This is a genomic window from Pseudomonas fragi (genome assembly GCF_900105835.1).
In the GTDB taxonomy this organism is placed as follows: domain Bacteria; phylum Pseudomonadota; class Gammaproteobacteria; order Pseudomonadales; family Pseudomonadaceae; genus Aquipseudomonas; species Aquipseudomonas fragi.
Genome location: NZ_LT629783.1, coordinates 2,763,897 through 2,786,030 on the forward strand (window position 1 = coordinate 2,763,897; position 22,134 = coordinate 2,786,030).

Below are 22,134 nucleotides of genomic sequence, written 5' to 3' on the forward strand. Positions count from 1 at the left end.
CCCCTTACAAACTATCAGTCTTTTTCCAGCGGTGAGAAATACAGCCGCCCCAGGCCACGCCAGGTCTTGCCCGTCCAGTGCTTGAACGGAATCTGCGCCAAGAGCTCACGGGCCAGGGCACGATTGCGGTTGGCCGTTTTCAGGAACATGGAATTGAGAAATTTGTAGCGCACCTCGTCGTACAGCGGGTGATCACTGAACTGGGCATAAATGCGCAGGATGCTGTCGATCATGAACCGGTGGTTCTTGTACGAGTTGGTCGCGTGCTTGCGATAGCGCGCCATCACCACATTCAGGCCGTCGATAAAGTACCCGGCATGGGTGATCTTCAGCTCGATATACAAGTCTTCCAGGCGAATGCTCGGGTCAAAGCCCCCTACCTTGTCCAGCGCTTCACGGCGGATCATCAGGGTGGGCGCAGGCGGATACGGCTTGCGCTCGAGGAACATGTCATCGAAGTCCAGGCGCCGGAACGGCACATCGCGGCGCTGGCGCTTCTCCGGGAACAGGTTGCCGTCAGCATCGATCAGCTCGATATTGCCCGCGCAAATACCCACTTCAGGCTTGCCGTCCATATAGGCGACCTGCACCGCAATACGGTCCGGCATCATGATGTCATCGGAGCCGAAAGGCACTATCAGGCTGCCCTTGGCCCGGGCAATCGCGCCATTCAGGGTGTTGGTCAGCCCCTGGTTTTGTTGCACCCGAAAGTCGAAACCATGCACCGCCTGCAAGCGCTGGATGCGCTCAACGCTGTCATCAGGCGAACCGTCATCGATCACCAGCAACTCGATATTGGGATAAGTCTGATCCAGAACGCTCTGGATGCTTTGTTCGATATAGGGCCCGTGGTTGTAGGAGGCGATGATCACCGTTACCAGTGGTTGCGAGTCAGTCATGGGTGTTCCTTGCGAGCCTGGCGCAGGCCCGAGTCGATCAGATCCAGGTACTCCTGACGGAATACCTCAATGTCGTGGTTTTGCTGCAAGTAGCGGAACGCCTGCTCGCCCTTGGCTCGCAAAGCGTCGTCCGGCAGAGCCAGGTACTCGTCCAGCGCGGCGGTCAGGGTTGCCACATCGCTTGGTTTCACGGCCAGACCGCCCGCCCCTTCAATCAGCGGCAACATGGCTGGCACATTGGTCGCGATCACCGGCAAGTGTCCGCTCATGCCCTCAAGCAGCGCCAGCCCCAGACCTTCGGCCAGCGAAGGCATGGTCCAGATATCGAACGCACGCACATACTGCAGGGCGTTCTCCTGGAAGCCCAGCAGGTGCGCACGACCTTCGAGCCCCAGTTGCCCGATCTGCTCGCGCAGGCGCGACTCTTCGCGACCGGCACCAATAATGGCCAGTTGTGCGTTCGGGTATTTGTCTTTCAAAGCGGCGAACGCTTGCAGCAAAAAGCGATGGCCCTTGATCGGCACCAGACGCCCCAGCGCGCCGATCATCCGCGCATCCTGATCCAGGCCAAGCTTTTCACGCGCCTGCTGGCGTGGCAGCTGCAGGGCTTCGGCCTGCTCGATATCGATGGCGTTGGTGATGGCATAGGTATTGGCGTCAGTGAAACCGCACTGGCAGTCCAGCAGGTATTGCTTGACCGCAGGCGACACACCGACAAAGCGCCAGTGCTTGTCGATCAGGCGCTTGGCCTGGCTGCGCCGGTAAAAGCGGTCGTACTCGCCAAACCCGTGGGAAATGCCCACGCACAGCGGGATTTTCAGCCAGCGGTTAAGCTGCAGCAGCATGTTCACCGGTTTAAAGCGGTTGCAGATCACCACATCAAACTGTTCTTTGCGGCAGAACTTGTACAACGCCCACATGGCGCGCAGACGCATACCCTTGAGCGACTTGTCGCTGAACTCGAAGTACACCGAATGATCAGCTTTGCTCACTGGCTCGCCCGGCCCCGGACGCCCACGCAAAAAGGCCGCCGTGATTTCGTAACGCTCACGGGGCAGCGCGCGCACGATCTGCTCGGCAAGGTCGGCAAAGTCATGGGATTTGACGTTGTAGTCGGGCTGCAATTGCAAAACCTTGGTACGTTTCATAACTCTCCCCGGTGAAAGCCGGTGGCATCAATAGTCCAGGCCGGCTCTGCCGCCAGACGCTGGATTGCAACTGGGTCGGGAGCGGGCAGTTTCGACCACTCGTTACGCTTCCAGCACACGAAGTGAAAGTAGGGAAAGGTGTGATCGCCGTCACGATCATTCTTCAATATGCCGTTTTTCCAGAACCACTTGCCCGGGAAGTTCTCCGTGCCGTCATGCCACTTGATGCAGCCGCCGGGCGTACTGAAGGCCTCGGTGAATTCACTGGTACGGCGCAGCGGGTTGAACTTGCCCACCAGCTCGAACAGCGGCTTGGGCAGGTTCTTGCGCCACAGGAAGATCCGGCTGAAGGCCCCCTCATCCAGCGCATGGTGCTGGTCGTCAGTAAAGCGCTGCTGCCAGTCCTTTATCCGCATGAACAGCTCGCGCTTGCAAGGCGTATTGCGCATCAGGCACAAATGCCCCGCGACCCGGCGTTCGTGGGTTGAAAACAGGTCATAACGGGCCAGCCGCTCTGCGGTGAAATAACTGCGCAGGTCCCCATACACCAGATCGATATCGCCGAAGGCCCAGAAATCATAGCCCTGCAGACGGTCTTCGTGGATATAGCCCAGCGCCGGCTTGATATCGCACAGCTTATAAGGCTCTTTAGGCGCGAAATCGATCTTCAGGCGTTCAGAAACCTTGCGGCAATAGTCGGTAAAGCTGATCGGCTCAACGGTCACATTGGCCGGCAGATTTTCAGGTACCCCACAGTCGCTGAAAAAAAGCCAGTCAATATCAGGATTGTGCCGACAGCTTTCGAGGAAAAACGGCATCCAGAACGGCCATCGGCCGAAGTACGGGATCACAAATAAAATACGCGGTGATGGTTTTATCACTGGGAACTCAATGTAAAGGTCGAGATTAGGGTCAATGCTATGACCACTTTTTATATGTACTTATTATTTTAGTTGCCAGAACAGCTCATGACGCCGGACCGCTTTGCGGAAAAACTCGTTCTCGCCATAAGGAGATGACTTTCTGCCAGCCAGGAGTTGCTGTATCGATCGTCTAAGCCTGCGCTTGAGCGCAGCCCGCGGCTGCAGGTCGTGCATCATGCCCAGCGCCATCGCCTTGTCACGCTGCTGTGCCAGGGTCAATGGCAGGCTGCAGGGGCGCAGGCTGAGCGCGGGGTCGAACACTGGCGGCAAGGCAATGCCGTCACCGCTGTTGCCCATCGGCCAGCGGTCGTTGTCATGCAGGTGGTTGGCGTAACCGAGCACGGTGGTCGGCTGCCACTCCAGGCCCTCCAGAGCCTCGATGACTGCGTCATGGGCACTGATATGGTCAGGGTGCGGGTCGATTGAAGGATGCGGAAGCACAATGACTTCGGGGCGCGCGCGCAGGATCAACGCGCGCAGGTCGGCCAGCAGGTTATGCCAGGTTGGCGCACCATCCTGATCGGCGGGCAACGCAAACGGGTTGAACTGGCGGAATACGCGGATATCGCTCAAGTCCGCCTCGCGCGAGGCCATCGGCTGATCGGGCGCGGCCTGCATGGCGGGCAATTGCAGACAGAAGTAGCCCAACTGCGCGCAATGGGCCTCAGGCACACCGGCCCAACGCGGCACGGCCATGCTGTCCCAGGCGCGCAAACGGCCTTTGAGGCGCGCAGCTTCTGCCCGTGGCAGGCCCATCTTCTGATAATGCTCGGCTTCGATTTCGCCAGCAGTCAGGGTCACGATCCAGGCTTCCCTGGCCTGGCTGTACAGACCAAACGCGGCCAGTTCGGCGTCATCGGCGTGGGGCGCAACCACCATGACCCGCTGCTGGCGGTAATCAGGTTGGCGGAAAACCTGCAGTACAGGTTGACCCATGACGCGGCAAAATTGCCCGCGTACACGCAGCTGCCCCGCGACCAGCGCCTGCGCACAACCACTCAAGTTAAGGTAGCGCTGGCCATTGACCCCACGCTCGAAGGTTTGCCGATCCGCCGACTCGCCACCCGACAGTTGCACATACGGGTCGAGAAAACGCCCCAGCCAGCCACTTTTGACCTTGATCGCCAGGATCAGGGTTTCATCGCCCGCCAACTGCAGCGGTTGTTGCGCTACCAGCCTGTCGCCTTCAAGGCGCACCGCCAGTTGCTCGCTGTCAGCCGCAAAGCGGTACTGGTAATCGTCCTTGGGCGAATAGAACAGATGGTCGGCAAACCATGCCTCATGGGCCACCCAGCCCAGCACTGCCAACACCGGCGGCAACCACCAGGCCAGCAGCACGCCACTGGCCAGCAGCACCAGCAGGCCGATCAGCAGACCCATACGCTTGTTGCGCCGATGACGCTTGAGAAGTTGCTGCTTGCGCGAGGCGGGTTGGCTCATGATTTGGCTCTTGTGATTCTGTAGGAGCGGGCTTGCTCGCGATGCAAGCGCTGCGGCATGCCAGAAAAGTCGCAGTGATACCATCGCGAGCAAGCCCGCTCCCACAAGATTTGTGTTTCAGACTTTGAACACGGGCACCGGGTTGCACCAGCGCTCTTTGTACTCACGGTCGGCGCGGCCAAACGAGAAGCGCAGCGCCTTGTTCACACTGCGCGCCTGCTCCCATGCGGCCTGGGTGTTGATAAAGCTCAACACGCTGCCGGGGCTGAATTCACGGGTTTCGGGATCCACACCGCCATTGACGTACTCGACGCTGATCCACTCGGGGGATTCGGCGCGGTACACCAATTGAATCGCAATCGGCGCATCGTTGAGGAAAATCACCGAGCCAATCAGCAAATCGCGCAACAATTCGATCACTTCAGCCATGCGTTCGGCACCAGTGGCCACAAAGCCCCAGCGGCGTAAAAACAGATCGCAATATATGCTTGCCAGCTCAACGCTGGAAAACTGCGCAACCGGACGCACAACGCCGCCCGCCTCCTCCAGCAGACGCAGTTCGCGGCGCTGGTTGTAGCGGAATTTTTTCGACAGCTCTTCGGGCGTGCGGGCCATCGCCAGCTGCTCGGTTTGCGGCAGCAGATTGCTGAAACGGCCTTCATTGAGCTGCGACAGATACCGCCCACGATGGCGCAAAGGCGCCGCCGCATTGGCAGCAGCCGGCAGAATCAGCTCGGCATTACCCAGGTCGAAGAGGCCTTTCTTGCCATGACGCTTGAGCACATCCTTGGACAGGGCCAGGTCGCGGCCCCAGGTCGGAATCGCCGCTTGCAACTCGCCGCCCTGCTCCCAGGCCAGGTAGCGCACCGGGATACCCGCCAGCTGCGCCAAACGCTCAACCACCATTGGATGGGTGGCGACGCTGCCGCCAAACCGCTGCCAGGCATCGGCATAAGTGGCCGAATCAACAACGCTCCAGCCGCGCTCGCGCCAGCCTTGAAATCGATTGAGCATCAGGACTCCGCAGTCAGGTCGGTGACTTGCGCCAGGTGCCAGAACGTATTGCGCACCGCCTGATCACTGAAACGCTCGTGCAAGCGTTCAAGCATCAGTTCGGCGCAAGCCATACGCTGTTCATCATCGAGTTGAGCCAGGTGCTGCAGGCCTTGGGCCAGATGCTCGGCATCACCCAGCGGGAACAGGATGCCCACGCCTTCGACCACTTCCTTGGCCCCCCCACAGGCCGTCGCCAGCAGCGGCACGCCTGCGGCCATGGCCTCAAGCAGCACCATACCGAACGGCTCGTGGTCGGAGCTCAGCGCAAAGACGTCAAAGGCCCGAAAATAGCGGCGTGCATCGGGCACCTGGCCCAAAAACAGCACCTGCCCTTCAATACCCAGCTCGACGGCCAGCGCCTTGAGCGACTGCTCCAGACGCCCCTTGCCCATGATGACCAACTGACTGTCAGCGGGCAGACCGGGCAAAGCCTTGGCGAAACCACGGATCAGCGTGGCCTGGTCCTTGTCCGGGTGCAGGCGGCCAACGTTGCCGACAATAAAGCCATCCACTGACAGCCCCAGCGCTTCACGCGCCGGAGTGCCGGACAATTGCCCCGCCTGCACGGCGTCGATATCGATGCGGTTGTACAGCGTGTTGATACGGCCAGTGGGCCACTTGGGCAGGCACTTGCGCATGTCATCACGCACCGCATCAGAGACCCCGAGCAGGCTCAGGCGCTTGCGGAACAGATGGGCGAACAGCTTGCGGCTGCGTCGCTCATAGTCGCCAAAAGCATGATGCACGCCGATCACCGGCAAACCGGTGGCCAACAAGGCGACATAAATCGGCTTGAAGCGATGGGCGATGCAAAAACTGAAGTTGCGCGAGGCGGCAATCTTGCGCAGCCTGGCGATGGCGCCCAGCTTCAGGCCACGGATGGCCTTTGAGCTGAACTCCATGAAAATCACTTCATCGGACGCACAACCTGCGGCCACGTCGGGGTCGGCCGCCCCGGTCAAAAAGACCGTGGTGACCTTGTACCCGGTGCCGGCAAACAGGCTGGCGTACTGGCGCGCACAGTCCAGAAACGGCCCGTCATAGCCGTGGCAGAACTGCAGCACATGACGCTCAGTCGAGCGATTCATAAGTCTCGGCGCCGTCTTTAACTACCAGAATGTCTTCCATGATCAGGTACTGCAGATCGGAACCGAAGAACATGTTCAACGCGTCCGTCGGCGAGCAAACCATCGGTTCGCCGCGGCGGTTGAGCGAGGTGTTCAGCGATACACCGTTACCGGTCAGTACTTCCAGCGCCTTCATCATGTCGTAGTAGCGCGGGTTGTATTCGCGCTTGAGCACCTGGGCACGGGAGGTGCCATCTTCATGGACAACCTCCGGCACGCGGGTTTTCCACTCTTCAGCCACTTCAAAGGTGAAGGTCATGAACGGTGCCGGGTGATCGACCTTGATCATCTGCGGGCCCACGGTGTCGAGCATCGACGGGCAGAAAGGCCTCCAGCGCTCGCGGAACTTGATCTGTTCGTTGATGCGGTCAGCCACGCCTTCGCTGCTCGGGCAACCGATGATCGAACGGCCACCCAATGCACGCGGGCCGAACTCCATGCGCCCCTGGAACCACGCCACCGGGTTGCCATCCACCATGATCTTGGCGATGCGCTCCGGGGTGTTTTCGATTTTGCGGTACGCAGGCTTGCCCGGGTGACGGGCACAGGCTGCGATCACATCTTCGTTGCTGTACGCAGGGCCGAGGTAGACGTGTTCCATCTTCTCGACCGGCACGCCGCGGGCGTGGGACACATAGGCCGCTGCACCGACTGCGGTACCGGCATCACCGGACGCAGGCTGTACGAACAGTTCCTTGACTTCCGGGCGGGCGATGATTTTCTGGTTCAGCTTCACGTTCAACGCGCAGCCGCCGGCAAAGGCAATCTTGCCCGTCTCTTTGAGGATGTCGCCCAGGTAGTAGTCGATCATCTGCAGCGACAGTTTTTCAAACAGCGCCTGCATGCTGGCCGCGTAGTGGATGTACGGCTCGTCGGCGATATCGCCTTCGCGCTTTGGCCCCAGCCACTCGATCAGTTTTGGCGAGAAGTAGAACCCCTTGCCCTTTTCCTTGTAACGGCGCAGGCCGATCACGTTGGCGTATTCGGTGTTGATCACCAGTTCGCCGTTTTCAAACGAGGCCAGACGCGAGAAGTCGTATTTGCTGGCGTCGCCATAGGGCGCCATGCCCATGACCTTGAACTCGCCATCGAGCATCTCGAAACCGAGGAACTCGGTAATCGCGCCATACAGGCCGCCCAGGGAATCCGGGTCAAAGAATTCCTTGATCTTGGTGATCTTGCCGTTTTCGCCGTAGCCGAAGAACGTGGTGGCGTACTCGCCCTTGCCGTCGATGCCCAGGATCGCGGTTTTCTCTTTGAAACCCGAGCAGTGGTAGGCGCTGGAAGCGTGGGCCAGGTGATGCTCGACCGGCTCAATCTTGATTTTCTTCGGGTCGAAGCCCAGTTGCTCAAGGCAGAACACGATCTTGTTGCGATAGCGCTTGTAGCGCCGGTTGCCCATCAGGATCGCGTCAAGGGCGCGGTCCGGGGCATACCAGTAGCGCTTGGCGTAGTGCCAGCGGGCCTTGCCGAACAGGCTGATCGGGGCGAACGGGATCGCCACCACATCAACGTCCGAAGGTTTGATACCCGCCTGCTCTAGGCAGAATTTTGCGGATTCGTAGGGCATGCGGTTCTTTGCATGCTTATCGCGTACGAAGCGCTCTTCCTCAGCCGCCGCTACCAGCTTGCCGTCGATATAGAGGGCTGCGGAGGGATCATGGCTAAGGGCGCCGGACAGGCCAAGAATCGTCAATGCCACTGGATTAGCCTCTTTTGAATGCAGGCAGGCGGCGGGCGCCTGAAAAAATGATGCGTTCCTCGCAGTTCGAGAAACAGCTAAAGAGCGGGATTATAGCGTAAAGACACCCGCAATGACCCAGTGCGATTTGCCACGCCCCGAGCGGGCCCTCGATCCGCGAAAAACATCGCAGGCCATATATATGTAATGCCAATGCCGTAGCGCTTTGGGATTTGCTGTGGGCATACCGGCGCATATGCCAACCGACAGGACATCCAACATGCCCACCGCCCTCGAAAACCTCAAGAACGCAGAGCGCGACCTGCTAGTGCTGGTCAATGCCCTGCCCGGCCTCGACCTCTCACTGGACCATCGCTTGCGGGTGTTTTTCCCGCAATTGCCCGCCGACGCCTGCACGGACTCTCTCTTCCTCAATGAAGAAGTTGCCGCCGAGGCCGGCCAGGCCCCTACCATCAGCAGCCAGTCAGTCACGGCACTGATCGACCAGTGCTACCTGACCGGCCAAATACCGACCTTCGTGCAGGGTGCTGCACGTATTTACAACTACGCCTACACCCTCGACAACCGGCACCTGGCCGCCGGCATTTCGGCGCCGGCGCTGGAAAAGTACCTGGAGTTTGTCGTGCGTTTCCCTGAGATGTGCGTGCGTGATGCCCTGAGCGACTTCTGGCAAACGCCGCACCAGGGCCTCAACGGGCAGCCTCCCAAAACCTGGCTGTCGCAGTTTGCGCGCAGCCTGATCCGCAATGAAGCCAGCGTGCGTCATGCCGACACCAGCTTGAGCGCCACCGCGATGGAGGTCATCAATCAGGCCATGCCTGATCCCGACACCGTGGTGACCTCACCTCTACCCAGCCCTTACAGCTTTTATACGCTGGCCCTCAACGGCCATGTTTCACAGCCCGCTGTGGCCCTGTACGGCGCTTTCGTGATCACCACCGCCAACCTGCCCCTGATCTACGGCGATACGCAACGCCAAACCGTGGTTCAAGACGCAACCCCGCGACCTGTAGTGCTTTATCTGCCCGGCAGCGGCCTGGAGGCATTTGACTCAATCGCCGCGCTGACCCTCGAGTTACGCGAGCGTCTCAAGGACCCTTACCAGCGCGACAGCCTGCTTGACTGCGCTCTGGCAGGAGAGCGGGTGAAGGCCCAGAGCCATGACCACATGGATTACAGCCCGGTCACCCGAGAAAACGTATCAACGTTTTATAGCGAACAGTTGATCCACAAGCAGGCACTCGACATGCGCCATGCCTGGTCGCAGGCACGGGCCCAGAAACAGGATTCCTCCCTCGACGAACTAACTGAATGCGTGGATCTGTCACTGGCCTCAAGCCTGCCCCTCAAGCCGGCCAATATTTTACGCAACCGCTATACCCGGCTGGTGGAGAGCCAATTACCCGGCTGGCTGAAAAACGCCTCTGATGCCAATAAAAGCCAGTGGCGGCTGGCCGTTGAGCGCTTGAACCATGAGCGTCTGGCAGCCGAGAGCGACGATACCCACAGCCTCAGCGAGATCGGGCGCAAACACACACTGCTGGGTTACGCCCGCCGCCAGTTGCAGCAACAGATCAAAAAGGATCACGGCATAGACGTCGATCCCGATGGCATTTTCATCTCAACCACCGAGGCCGTACAAACAGGCCCCTTGATATACCCCATCGGCGGATCTGCATACCCGGCTGGGGCCAGTACCGGCAGAACCGGTCCGGCGATCAGTTATCGCACCACCCGTCACAGCCTCAGCGAACTGGCGCTGGCCAATGTCGGCATCTGGGACGTCACCTTCGCCCTCACTGCCCAAGTCAAGGATAGCGCAGGCAATAAGCACACCGTGCTGACCAGCAACTACCTGAAAAGCCTGGTACGCCAGCTGGACGTGGGCGAAACCTACAAAAAAAAGCTCAACGACCTGCTGGTCAACTCCCCCCGAGCCCAGTGGCGCAAGGAGCGCTACGCCGCCTTCAAGCAGGCACAGATGCGTCTGGACCTGCTTGAAGCCAGATTGTCCGGCGCGCTGACCGCCGAGCAGGCGACCTGGGTCCAGACTGCACTGGATTTCCCTCTTGAAAGCACCCGGCCACGGGTCAACGGCGAACAGATCAAGATTCATCTGCTGATGCTGCGTTACAAACCCCTGCCGGGCCTGCTGGTGCTGAGTACCACCGGCTCACAGCAGTTGCTGTGCTACACCCCCGACGCCCCGGAAAATCGCTGGTTCCTGATTGCCCATTCCCGCAGCGAACTGGGCCGACTGCTGTCGCGCCCCCAGTGGCACGCCTATGTACTGCACCGTGTCACGCCAGCCCAGCAACCCTATATCAGGCCACTGCTGGAGCAGGGGCTGAGCGACACCAACCTGCAACTGCAGGGCATCAGCCACAACCTGTTCGAAGCGTCCTACGACACCGAAGCCTTGCATGCGATTCGCGATGCCGACGAGCAATCGACGTCCACCTGGGAAAGCAATGTCAACACGGCCAAGGAGGCAGTGCTGACGGCGATCGATATCCTGTCGTTCGCCCTTCCCACCCGCATACTGTTGCCCATCGTGCTGGCGCGGTTTATCGCCCAGATCCTCAGGGGCCTCGACGCCCTGCAGCGGGATGAAAAACACGAGGCACTGCTGCACTTCATGGAATCCATCACCCACCTCACCGACGGGGCCTCTGATTTCACCGGCTCGGCCATATTCCGCACGTCCATACGCCAGCGCATCCCGCAGCCCACACCGACCTTGAGCCCTGCAGCAGCCAGCAGCCTGCCTGGGGCCCAGCTTCGGCTGCGCACCGGGGACAAATACGCCTCGGGGGTCTATGAACTGCCCGGCCACAATGGCCAGACCATCCATTACAGCAAAATCGCCAACGGCAAACTCTACCGCAGCCGCTATGACAACCTCGATGAGGCCTGGCGGGCGCTGGATCAGCGCAAACCGGACGCAGCCTACAGCATCATCCTGCGTGAACTGTCGGCCGGGCTATGGGATGTCGACCCGACCACCCCCCTGCTCAAACAGAGGTCAGGGATTGAACGGGTGATTGACAGTGCCCGGGTGCGCGGCGTTGACCTGAGCAACCGTACCCCGGACGAACAGGGCATCTACCGCATAGATAACCTGCAATACATCCAGCAGGACGGCGTGGTGTTCGAGGTGTACAGCGGCTGGCTGGGGCGCAACCTGTACCTGCAGTTGCCAGCAGGCTCCAGCAGCGGCGCCGGCGCCAGCTACAAGGTGCGGCGAACTTCAGGCTACTGGGAAGTCAAGCATCGCCTGGCGGACGGTAACAAGCGCTGGGAGCCCCTGACCGCCGACAGCTCGGCCCTGCCTGTGGATATCCCGGCGGGCAGATACAGTGACTACGACATCCCCGCCGAACACAAGGAAACCCTGCAGAACATCATCACCTATGCCCCCTCGACGCTGCACGGCCACACTGATTTTCCGGGCACAATCTCTCGCCACAGCAAGGCAAGCCAGGCATTCAAGGAGCTGAGGATCACACTGCTGACACACGCCCAGGCCTGGTTCCTGACCCGGCCTGCACGGCCCCGCGTCACCCGCCCGCAACTGCCGGCGAACATCGCGCAGCAAGACCTGATAAAGCGCCTGTTCGAACACACGGACGGCATTATCTGGGGTGAAACCCACGCTCACCAGTCGGGCAAACGGATCCTGATCGACAACATGCGCGAACTGTCCCGGCACAACGTAAAAACACTTTATATGGAGCACCTGCAGTCCGACATGCATCAGGGCCTGCTGGATGAGTATCATCAAACCGGCAAGATGCCCCTGCGCTTGAACAAGTTCCTCGAAATCCAGGACGAAGGCCATCAAGTCAGCCTCGCCAATGACTGGACCTTCAGCCACCTGGTACGCGAAGCCCGCAAGCACGGCATCAAGGTGGTTGCCATCGACTGCTCGGCCAGTTATCACCCCAAGGGCACCCCCAGCGAAACCCCCGGGATGACCCGCTATGAAATGTTCAGCTACTTCGCCTCGCGGACCATCCGCGCCCACCAGGCCCGAACTGGAGGGGGCAAATGGGTGGCCCTGATGGGCAACTCACATGCCAATACCTTTGAAGGCATCCCGGGGCTGGCCGAACTCGAAGGCGCCATCGGCGTGCGCATAGCGGACTCTGCACCAGGTACCAGCCGGGGCCTGCGTCAGGATATCGGAGCGGTCGTCGCTTCAGACCACGAACATCCGCACTACCGCTTTCTGAAAAACGACTACTGGCTGCAGGTCGACATCCCGGGCACCAAACCCAAGCCACCGGCGCTCTCGCCGGCGCAAAACAACCAACGGCTGAGCACTCCGGGGTTCTTTCGCCTTGAAAGCGCCGGGGGGCAGGGTGCGGAGCTGATCCACCGCTCCAGTAACCACGAGATTGTGCATACCCCCTTGCAGACCGACCCCGGCGGCCAGTTCTTTATCGAGCGCGAGAGCTGGCCGACGATCCACCAGAAACGCTACGACCAGCTCAGGGACCTGATTGCCGACCTGCAGGACATCAACATGACACAGGTGCAATAACTGCCAACTGGCCGGCAGGGGCAGCTTCGGGCCGCCCTTGTCGGCTGTTTTGCTGGATATCTGCACATCAGCCGCTAAACTGCGCGCCCTCTGCTAGCCTCATCCCCCGTTGCCCTGCACGGGTCGTGTCACACGGAAGCCCGATTTGCCCATGAAATATTTCACCCCTGCTCACCTTGCCCTGCTATTGCCCGGCCTGTGCCTGCCCCCCGTCGTCAGCGCAGCCCCCCTGGAACTCGACCCCAGTGTCATCACCGGCTCACGCAGCACCAGCCCGAGTTTTGACCTGCCGTATTCGGTCGACAGCATCAACCAGGAGCAGATCCAGGATGGCCAGTTGGGCATCAATGCTTCAGAAGTGCTGTCCCGCGTACCCGGACTGGTGGTGCAAAACCGACAGAACTACGCCCAGGACCTGCAGATCTCGTCCCGCGGCTTTGGCGCCCGCTCGGCATTTGGCGTGCGTGGTATCAAGCTGATTGCCGATGGCATCCCGGCGAGCACCCCGGACGGCCAAGGGCAGGCGGCGACGTTCAACCTCGACACCGCCGAGCGTATCGAAGTGTTGCGCGGCCCGGCAGCCACCCTGTACGGCAGCAATGCCGGCGGCGTGATCCAGATGTTCTCCCGCGACGGCGAAGGCCCGCCGCGCATTGGCGCCGAGACCCTGGTGGGCAGCGACGGCATGAGCAAGAACCACCTTACTGCCGAGGGCGCGACCGACGACGTCGGCTTTGTGCTGGATGCCTCGCGCATGGACACCGACGGCTACCGCGAACACAGCGCTGCGCGCCGCGACCAGACCTTTGCCAAGCTCAACCTCAAGCCGGATGAAGACAGCAAACTGGCGCTGATCTACAGCAGCCTTGAACAGAACGGCACCCAGGACCCGCTGGGCCAGAGCTGGGAAGCCTATAAAGCCGACCCGCGCTCGGTAACGCCAAACGCCATTACCTATAACACCCGTAAAAGCATCGACCACCAGCAACTGGGCCTGAACTACGAGCGCTATATCGGCGACGCGACCCTGCAGGTCAATGCCTATACCGGCACGCGCAGTGTGATTCAGTATTTGGCGATTCCACCCACGGCGGCCAGCAACAAACAGGGTGGCGGTGTAGTGCAATTCGATCGCAAATTCTACGGTGGCAGCCTGCGCTGGATGCAACCGGTGTTCGGCGTACCGGGTGATCTGACCCTGATCGGCGGCCTGGACTTCGACCAGAGCCAGGACAGCCGCCACGGCTATCAGAACTTCATCGGCAGCGAACTGGGGGTCAAAGGCGCACTGGTGCGTGATGAAGTAGACACCGCCCGCAGCCTCGACCCGTATGTGCAGGCCAACTGGGCGCTGGACAACTGGACCGTGCAGGCCGGCTTGCGCTACAGCACGATGGAAATGGATGTCGATGATCAATTTTTGAGCAACGGCGACGCCAGCGGCACCAAGCGTTATGAAAAGGCCACGCCTTCCGTCAGCGTGATGTACGCCTTTACCCCCGAGCTGCATGGTTATGTCAGCGCGGGCAAAGGCTTTGAAACGCCGACGCAGGCCGAACTGGCGTACTCGCCCAGCGGTCAGGGTTTCAACTTCGGCCTAAAGCCTGCCGAGAGCACCCAGTATGAAATGGGCCTCAAGGCTCAACTCAACAACACACGAATCAACGCGGCCATCTTCCAGATCACCACGGAAGATGAACTGGTGGTGCTGAGCAATACCGGTGGCCGTACAACTTATCAAAACGCCGGACGCACCTTGCGCCGGGGCTTTGAACTGGGTGTGGAAAGCCAGCTCGCCGAACACTGGACCTCAACCCTCGCCTACACCCGCCTGCAGGCAACGTATGACAGTGACTTCGCCAGCACCAGCGGTACCGTGGACAAAGGCAACTACCTGCCAGGCGTGCCGCAGACCACACTGTTTGCGGAAGTAAACTGGAAGCCGACCGACTGGGTCAGCACGGCCATTGAAGGCATGTACCGCAGCAAGGTGTATGTGGAAGATACCAACACCGCCAAGGCGGCACCGGCTTATACCGTGTTCAACTGGCGGGCGAAATTTGAACAGAAGATCGAACACTGGACCTTCCACCAGACCTTGCGTCTGGACAACCTGCTGGACCGTCAGTATGTGGGCTCGGTGATTGTCGGCGACTCCAACAGCCGCTACTACGAAGCGGCACCGGGCCGCTCGTGGTATGCCGGGGCCGGGGCGCAGTACAGTTTCTAAAAGCCCCAGCACCCTCCCTGTGGGAGCGGGCTTGCTCGCGATGGCATCAATGCGGTTTACCTGGCCGACCGCAGCGCTTGCATCGCGAGCAAGCCCGCTCCCACAAAGGCCTAGCCCGAAGCTTTGGGCAACCGCCCGTCAATCACCTGATACAACGCACTGCCCACCGGCCAGTTGCGCATAAAGCGCGCCCGGTCGCGGGCATAGGCCGCAGCAAAGCTGCTTGCCGAGCGGTGCTGGCACATCGAATCCAGATCAATCAACGCCCAGCGGCCATCCGCCCAGAATACGTTATGGCCCTTGAGGTCACCGTGGCTGATGCGTTCACGCAACAGGTCGGCAAACAGCCGGTCCAGCGCCGCCAGCTCGGCCTCAGGCGCATCCCCCTGCTCAACATACGGCGCAAAGCGCTCGATGATATCTGGCCCCGGCAAATGCTCGGTGACCAGATACGCCTTGCCCCGCAACCACAAGAACCGGGTCTCCAGCAGCGCCAGCGGCTTGGGCGTGGCAATGCCCAGAAACGCCAGTCGATTGCCTTCACGCCAGGAATGCCAGGCCCGGCTCGGGCGCCAGAAGCGCTTGAGCCAGTGAGCAAAGCCCTTGATGTTGTAGCGCTTGATAACCAGCGTGCGGCCATCCACCTCAACCTTGCCGACACTGGCCGCGCCGCCGGTTTTGTACAGATGCCCATGATCGAGCAAGGCATCGGCCCGGGCCAGCACCGGCAGCATGGCCGGCTCTTCTTCGCGCCGAACGGCACGCAGGGCAAAGGCCCCCTGCTGCACGCTGAACAACGAACAATCGCGGCCGGTCTTGTTCAAGAAGTCATGCAGGCGCCAGGCCCGGACTTTTTCGACCTGCTTGAGCAACGCTTCCAGCGGCAAGGCGTGTTCGCCATTGCTCAGCAAGTAGTGCACCAGCAACTCTTCAATAAATGGCTCAAGGCTGATGGGCAACTGGGCGAAAAACACCCCGAGGTTTTCCAGCACCTTTTGTCGCGACAGCGGTTTACCCGCCTCGTCGACACAAATGCCCGCGCCGTCGATCAAGTACAGCTTGCCGCCCTGGCGCAGCAGGTTGTCCAGGTGCAGGTCTTCCTGCCACAGGCCCTTGAGGTGCATCTGGCCGATGGCCGTTAGAGCCTCGGCGAGCACGGCCACTTGTTCGTCAGCCAGTACCGGCAACGACGCAACGGCATCCCAGGCATCACCCAGGCTGTGCGCGCCCTCAAGAAACTCGAACAGCAGCCAGCCACCCTCACCTTCTTGCAAGCCATCGGCCAGCAACTGCGGCGTGGTCAGGCCCTGCTCAGCCAGCAGGCGCACCCCGTTCAACTCGCGCTGAAAGTTGCGCGCCGCCTTGGCACCCACCATCAGCTTGGCCAGCACGGTACGCCCGCGCCACACCCCGGCGCCGACATAGCGCTGGCCCGGCAAGACTCGCAACAAGCTCAGCAGTTGCAATTGCGCAGGCCCGGCCGCGTCGGCCAGTTCAATGCTCAGTGGCAAGCCCGGCGCACGGCCAGACTTTTGCAGTTCGGACAAACGCATCAGCGGGCTCCCTTGTGATTGCGCCGCAGATTCAGGCGCGCCAGCCAAGCGTCGACCAGGCCACTGTCCATCGGCTGGTCCAGATAAGCCGCGAGCAAGGCCCGCACCTCAGCTTCGCCCCAGGCATGGGCCCGACGCAGCAACGGCTCGATATCCTTGACCCGGTCACGCTGGCCCAGCAGCAAGGGCCGGGTTTTCTCCAGGTCGATCAGTTGCGCGCGATAACCCGCGCCATCGGCCTGCAAGAAGATGTGCTTGGGGTAAAAACAGCCATGCACCTGGCGTGCAGCGTGAACACGCCGGGCCAACAGCCCGCACTCGTGCACAATCGCCTGCTGTTGCGCAGGGGTCAGTTGCGGCCATTGCTCCAACAATGAGTCAAGGTCATGCCAACCGTCGAGCGCCCGGGTCAGCAGCACTGCACGACGCTCGCCCGGCACTTTTCGCTCGCCAAAAAACACCGCTTCCAACGCCGGAATACCCATCTGCTGATAGCGCTGAATATTACGAAACTCGCGGGCAAAGGTCGGCTCGCCCAGCGGGCTGTGCAACGTGCGGGTCAGGTAGTTGCTCTGGCGCTTGAGGTAAAACCCCCGGCCTTCGAGGTCCATGCGAAACACGCTGCTCCAGCCACCACCACTGGTGTTGGGCTCGTCCACCGCTTCCAGCTGCACGGCCCACAGCGCATCGAAGTCAGCCAGGCCATTGCGCTCAAGCAATGCCCGGTCAGCTTCGGCGATAAAATCAGTCATTCCCGGCCCTCAAAAAAACGCACGATATGACGGACACGTTCCTTGTCCGCCGCATTGAGCGTCGTGCGCCCGGTGTATTGGAAATAGAAACGCAAACGCTGGGTCCAGGACAAATGGTACTTGGCCACTTTGTCGAGGCACGCCAGGTCTTTGGTGATGCGGTATTTAAGCCAGAAACCGCGCCAGAAGTCGCCGTTGGGGCAGTCGATCAAGAACAGCCTGGACTGGTCGTCGATCAGCAAATTGCGCCACTTCAGGTCGTTATGGGTAAAGCGGTGGTCATGCATGGTCTTGGTGTAGCGCGCCAGTTGGCGGCTCACGCAATCGACCCAGGCACGGTCCTTGAGCAGCGGATCATGGTTGTCTGCCAGCTCCGACAGGTCGCGGGTGTTGGGCAGTTCGCGGGTGATCATGGCGCCACGGGAATAGGCAAAGCCACTGCGCTCAAGGCCCCAGGCCACCACTTCGGCCGTGGGGATGCCCCACTTGGCGAAGCGCTTGAGGTTCTGCCATTCGGACTTTACCCGCGGGCGGCCCAGGTAACGACGCAAGCCCTTGCCCGCGCCGGTGTAGCGCTTGACGTAATAATTCACACCATCGCGCTGCACGCGGATCACTTCCGACAGCGGGTCACGGGTCAGGTGTTCACCCTGCAGGGCAAACACCGCTTCCAAACTGCCAAAATCAGACGCCAATGCACTGTAAGCAGGATCCAGATTCCAACCCGCCATTACAATGCATCCCCATAACGCTGTTTGCGTTCGTAGAGTTTGCTCGCCTTGCCTTCGAGCCACGCCAGCAGGCGGGCTTCTTCACGCAGGATCTGGCGCAGGGGCATCTGGAAGTAACCGCGCAAAAAGCGCAGTTTGTCCCGCTGGGTCAGGCCGATATCCAGTGCCGAAAAGTACAGCGCCGCCAGGTCCTTGTTGCGCCAGCGTTTGCTGATCACGGCCCGGGTCTGGGCGCGGTGCAGGTCGATCACCGACAGACGAAAGTTGTCCGCAGTCACCGGTTTGTCGGTGTGCAGCAAGAAATGGCAGATATAGCAGTCGCGGTGGTTGACCCCGGCGCGGTGCATCATGCCGGTCATGCGCGCCACTTCGGCGATCAGTGCATGCTTGAGCCTGGGCTGCGGTGGCTGTTTGACCCAGTTGAGGCTGAAGTCTTCAAGGCTGACCGTAGGCGCCAGTTCTTCAGTGATGATGAACGAGTGCTGCGCCGCCGGGTTGCTGCCCTTTTCGCCGTAGGCCACAGCGGTCATGGTCGGCACCCCGACTTCGTGCAGACGCTTGATCGCCCGCCACTCCTGGCCCGCACCGAGTACTGGCAGCTTGGCAGTCAGCAGGTTCTTGAACACTTCACCCCAGCCGATACCACGGTGGATTTTCACAAAGAAACCGCGCCCGTCGACTTCGGTACGCAAGGTACGCCGGCCTTCCAGTTCGCGGTAAACCTCGCCTTCCAGGCGCTCGACTTCGGCGAACGCATCGCGCCCGGCCCACAAGCTCTTGAACGGTTCGGCAAGAATCAGTTTCATCAGTGTTGCTCCGCCAGAATCACATCCGCAGCGTGCTGCGGCATGCTGTAGAGGTCGGCCGTCTGCGCGTAGGCCAGGCCGTTTTGGCTCCAGGCCGCGCGCGCAGTGTCGTCGGACAACATGTGTGTCAGGTATTCATTGAGTTGCGCCTGCTCGAACGGTTCGTCCAGTACGCGGCCGCAATCGGCGTCGCTGATGTAGTGGGCGTAGCCGCAAACAGCGCTGACCAGCACCGGCAAACCTGCAACCAGTGCTTCAAGCAGTACGGTGCCGGTGTTTTCGTTGTAGGCCGGATGAATCAGCAAGTCGGCGCCCAGCAGGAAGCGCGGAATATCACTTCGCCCCTTGAGGAACTGCACATGGTCACCCAAGCCCAAAGTGGCACTCTGCAATTGAAAGACTTTGGGGTCGTCCTGGCCGATTACAAACAGTTTGGTGCGTTTTTTAAGCTCACCCGGCAAGGCCGCCAGCGCTTTGAGGCTGCGATCCACGCCCTTGGTCTTGAAGCCCGAGCCGATCTGCACCAGCAGCAAATCGTCGTCGGCCAGATTGAATTCACGGCGGAACTCGGCGCGGATCTCGGCCGCATTGGCCGGCGCGCGGCGGTCCAGGGCAATGCCCGGCGGCAGCAGGTGGAAGCGCTCCAGCGGGGTGTCGTAATGTTTGATAAACAGCGGCTGCTGGACTTCGGAAATCATCAGGATTTCAGTCTTGGCATCCTTGGCGAACACCGCGCGCTCGTACTCGGCAAAGTGCTTGTAGCGTTTGAAGAAGCGATAAAACGAGTGACGCAGGTTTTGCGCCTTGTCTTCAAAGCAACCGTCGGCCGCGTAGTACACGTCCAGGCCGGGCATCTTGTTGAAGCCGATCAGGCGGTCCACAGGGCGCTTGGCCAGGTCGGCCTGCATCCAGGCAAGCATTTTTTCGTTGCGGGTGTGGTTATGGAACGCCTTGACCGGCGCCACCAGCACTTCAAAGCCGGGGGGAATATCGCCTTCCCAGATCATGGTGTAGACGCGGATTTGATGGCCGCGCTTTTGGCATTCCAGCGCAATGCGCATGAAATCCCGTTGCAGCCCGCCAAACGGAAAGTATTTGTACAGCACAAAAGCCAGTTGCATCAGCGCAGTTCCTCAGCCAGTAACAACGTGCTTAATCGACTCGCGACACGCTCAGGGTTCAAACGGGTGAAGCACAGGGGCCACTCGTTTTTCAGGTCAAACCGCTGCTGGTCCTGGGCAGTCGGAGTGTAGGTGCATTTTTTCTGCAGGCACGGCGCGCACGGAAAATCACTGGCCAGGTGAATTTGCACCTTGCCATAGGCGCCGGTCAGGCCCGGGTTGGTCGGGCCAAACAGAGAGATGGTCGGCACATCCAGTGCGGCGGCCAAATGCCCGAGCCCGGTATCGACTGCCACGCAGGCACTGGCACTGGCCAGTACCTTGGCGACACCGGCCAGATTCAATTTGGGCAGTACCACGGCATTATTCAAGCCATTGGCAATGCGTTCGGCCCGGGCCTTTTCGGCCGGGTTGCCCCACGGCAGGCGCACTTCGACACCCAGATGGCCCATGCGCTGGGCCAGATCGCGCCAGTAGACTTCAGGCCAGTGCTTGGTGTCCCAGGTGGTGCCGTGCAAAAACAGCACGAAGGGCTTTGTGCGCGGCAGTTCCACCAGCCTTTCAACATCCAGGCCGTAATCGCCCAGCCCTTTGGGCAGGTCGTAGCCCAGCGCAACGGCAAACAGCTGGCGCAGACGCTCGACCGCATGCTGCCCACGGGCCACCGCCAGGCGCCGCTGATAAAAACGGCTGGCCAAGGGTTCACGGGCAGAGTCTTTATCCAGGCCGGCTACCGGGGCTTTTACATAACGGGTCAGCCAGGCACTTTTGACCAGGCCCTGGGCGTCGATCACCAGATCGTATTTTTCCGCGCGCAGGCTTTGCTTGAAACGGCTCCACTCGCCACTTTTGAGGGTTTGCCAGATATTTTTGCGCCAGCGGCGGATCGCCACAGGAATGACTTTACCCACCGCCGGGTGCCAGGTCGGGATTTCGGCAAAGCCCTCCTCCACAACCCAGTCAAAGGTGATACCCGGAATCGCCCGCGCCGCATCGGTCAGCGCCGGCAAGGCATGGATCACATCGCCCAGGGATGAGGTTTTGACCAACAGAACTCGCACCTAGTTGACCTCGACCGGTGAACCCTGCAAGCGCTGCAAGGCTTCCACCACCAAGTGCGGCATCAGCTCGCGCAGGCAGTTGTAGTGGCCAAAACGGCAGGTGCGGTCAAAGCAGGGGCTGCAATCGAGGCCCAGACGCACGATTTCAACCTTGTCCGCCAGGGGCGGGGTAAAACCGGGTGACGTGGAGCCGTAAACGGCCACCAGCGGGCGGTTCAGCGCAGCCGCAACGTGCATCAGCCCCGAGTCGTTGGACACCACGGCGTCGGCACAGGACAACAGGTCGATGGCCTCGGCCAGCGAGGTTTCGCCGCTGAGGTTGACCGACTCTTCGCGCAGCCCCGGGATCAACCGCGAGCGGATCTCTTCGCCCACCCCGTGATCGTTTTTCGAGCCAAACAACCACACTTGCCAGCCTTCACGGATCTTTTGCTCGGCGACTTTGGCGTAGTGCTCGGACGGCCAGCGCTTGGACTCGCCGAATTCGGCACCCGGGCACAGCGCCAGCACCGGACGGTCCAGCTCCAGGCCAAACTTGGCCAGGGCGCCGGCTCGGCTTTGCGGGTCAATCTGCAAATCGGGGCGCGGGTATGGCTTGGGCAGGTCAGCGCCCGGCTCATAGGCCAGGGCCATAAAGCGCTCGATCATCAACGGGTAACGTTGTTTGTCGAGCTTGCGCACATCGTTAAGCAGGCCGTAGCGGAACTCGCCGCGCCAGCCGGTACGCGTGGGAATGCCCGCAAAAAACGGCACCAGTGCCGATTTCAGCGAGTTGGGCAACAAAATTGCCTGATCGTACTGGCCCTTGAGGGACTTGCCGATCTTGCGTCGCGTGGCCAGTTCGAGCGCGCCATGACCGAGCGGGAAGCTCAAGGCCTTGCGGACTTCAGGCATGCGCTCAAGGATGGGCCGGCTCCACTCGGGAGCCAGCACATCGATTTCGCACTGCGGGTGGCGCTGTTTGAGGCACTGGAACAGTGTCTGCGCCATCACCATGTCACCGACCCAGCTGGGCCCAACGATCAAAATATTCATAAGT

16 protein-coding genes are annotated in these 22,134 nt (G+C 60.7%); 2 read left to right on the plus strand and 14 right to left on the minus strand.

The window, feature by feature from the left end; all coding sequences use genetic code 11:
• Nucleotides 1–14: 14 nt before the first annotated feature.
• From BLU25_RS12590 to BLU25_RS12620, 7 genes are all read right to left on the minus strand, one after another.
• On the minus strand, nt 15–899 hold the full coding sequence (locus BLU25_RS12590) for a glycosyltransferase (RefSeq protein ID WP_016783264.1): 885 nt from the start codon (nt 897–899) through the stop codon (nt 15–17).
• A complete protein-coding gene (locus BLU25_RS12595; RefSeq protein ID WP_016783263.1) occupies nt 896–2,047 on the minus strand; it encodes a glycosyltransferase in 1,152 nt (383 codons plus the stop codon). Before BLU25_RS12595 ends, BLU25_RS12590 begins: the two co-directional genes overlap by 4 nt.
• Entirely contained in the window at nt 2,044–2,928 is an 885-nt protein-coding gene (locus tag BLU25_RS12600; RefSeq protein WP_029611700.1) for a DUF6625 family protein, read from the minus strand. The genes BLU25_RS12595 and BLU25_RS12600 overlap by 4 nt, the downstream gene beginning before the upstream one ends.
• Nucleotides 2,929–2,991: 63 nt before the next feature.
• Nucleotides 2,992–4,410, minus strand: a complete 1,419-nt coding sequence (locus BLU25_RS12605; RefSeq protein WP_083369662.1) for a PIG-L deacetylase family protein — start codon at nt 4,408–4,410, stop codon at nt 2,992–2,994.
• A gap of 117 nt (nt 4,411–4,527) precedes the next feature.
• On the minus strand, nt 4,528–5,424 hold the full coding sequence (locus tag BLU25_RS12610) for an antimicrobial resistance protein Mig-14 (protein WP_016783259.1): 897 nt from the start codon (nt 5,422–5,424) through the stop codon (nt 4,528–4,530).
• Entirely contained in the window at nt 5,424–6,554 is a 1,131-nt protein-coding gene (locus tag BLU25_RS12615; RefSeq protein ID WP_016783258.1) for a glycosyltransferase, read from the minus strand. The genes BLU25_RS12610 and BLU25_RS12615 overlap by 1 nt, the downstream gene beginning before the upstream one ends.
• Nucleotides 6,538–8,295 (minus strand): carbamoyltransferase family protein, encoded by a 1,758-nt coding sequence (locus BLU25_RS12620; protein WP_083369663.1) that lies wholly within the window; start codon nt 8,293–8,295, stop codon nt 6,538–6,540. The genes BLU25_RS12615 and BLU25_RS12620 overlap by 17 nt, the downstream gene beginning before the upstream one ends.
• A 259-nt stretch (nt 8,296–8,554) precedes the next feature.
• On the opposite strand from BLU25_RS12620, the gene BLU25_RS12625 reads away from it, so the two are divergent.
• Together BLU25_RS12625 and BLU25_RS12630 are read left to right on the plus strand one after the other, a co-directional pair.
• Nucleotides 8,555–12,841, plus strand: a complete 4,287-nt coding sequence (locus BLU25_RS12625) for a membrane-targeted effector domain-containing toxin (protein WP_083369664.1) — start codon at nt 8,555–8,557, stop codon at nt 12,839–12,841.
• Nucleotides 12,842–12,992: 151 nt separating this feature from the next.
• Nucleotides 12,993–15,071: a TonB-dependent receptor family protein gene (locus tag BLU25_RS12630; RefSeq protein ID WP_016783255.1), complete on the plus strand. Its 2,079-nt coding sequence runs from the start codon at nt 12,993–12,995 to the stop codon at nt 15,069–15,071.
• A gap of 110 nt (nt 15,072–15,181) precedes the next feature.
• Here the strand turns inward: BLU25_RS12630 and BLU25_RS12635 are convergent, their stop codons facing one another.
• Genes BLU25_RS12635 through waaF form a run of 7 tightly spaced genes read right to left on the minus strand, consistent with a single transcriptional unit; the run spans nt 15,182 to nt 22,130 of the window.
• Nucleotides 15,182–16,624, minus strand: a complete 1,443-nt coding sequence (locus BLU25_RS12635) for a lipopolysaccharide kinase InaA family protein (protein WP_016783254.1) — start codon at nt 16,622–16,624, stop codon at nt 15,182–15,184.
• Nucleotides 16,624–17,376, minus strand: a complete 753-nt coding sequence (locus tag BLU25_RS12640; RefSeq protein ID WP_016783253.1) for a lipopolysaccharide kinase InaA family protein — start codon at nt 17,374–17,376, stop codon at nt 16,624–16,626. The genes BLU25_RS12635 and BLU25_RS12640 overlap by 1 nt, the downstream gene beginning before the upstream one ends.
• Entirely contained in the window at nt 17,373–18,107 is a 735-nt protein-coding gene (locus BLU25_RS12645; protein WP_016783252.1) for a lipopolysaccharide kinase InaA family protein, read from the minus strand. Before BLU25_RS12645 ends, BLU25_RS12640 begins: the two co-directional genes overlap by 4 nt.
• Nucleotides 18,107–18,913 carry a lipopolysaccharide core heptose(I) kinase RfaP gene (gene rfaP / locus BLU25_RS12650; protein ID WP_016783251.1) on the minus strand — a complete coding sequence of 269 codons (807 nt, stop codon included), beginning with the start codon at nt 18,911–18,913 and terminating at the stop codon, nt 18,107–18,109. Before rfaP ends, BLU25_RS12645 begins: the two co-directional genes overlap by 1 nt.
• Nucleotides 18,913–20,034, minus strand: a complete 1,122-nt coding sequence (locus tag BLU25_RS12655; protein ID WP_016783250.1) for a glycosyltransferase family 4 protein — start codon at nt 20,032–20,034, stop codon at nt 18,913–18,915. Before BLU25_RS12655 ends, rfaP begins: the two co-directional genes overlap by 1 nt.
• The gene (gene waaC / locus BLU25_RS12660; protein ID WP_029611699.1) at nt 20,034–21,095 is read right to left on the minus strand and encodes a lipopolysaccharide heptosyltransferase I; all 1,062 of its coding nucleotides are present in this window, start codon (nt 21,093–21,095) and stop codon (nt 20,034–20,036) included. The genes BLU25_RS12655 and waaC overlap by 1 nt, the downstream gene beginning before the upstream one ends.
• Nucleotides 21,096–22,130 (minus strand): lipopolysaccharide heptosyltransferase II, encoded by a 1,035-nt coding sequence (gene waaF, locus BLU25_RS12665; protein ID WP_016783248.1) that lies wholly within the window; start codon nt 22,128–22,130, stop codon nt 21,096–21,098.
• Between the last annotated feature and the right edge of the window lie 4 nt (nt 22,131–22,134).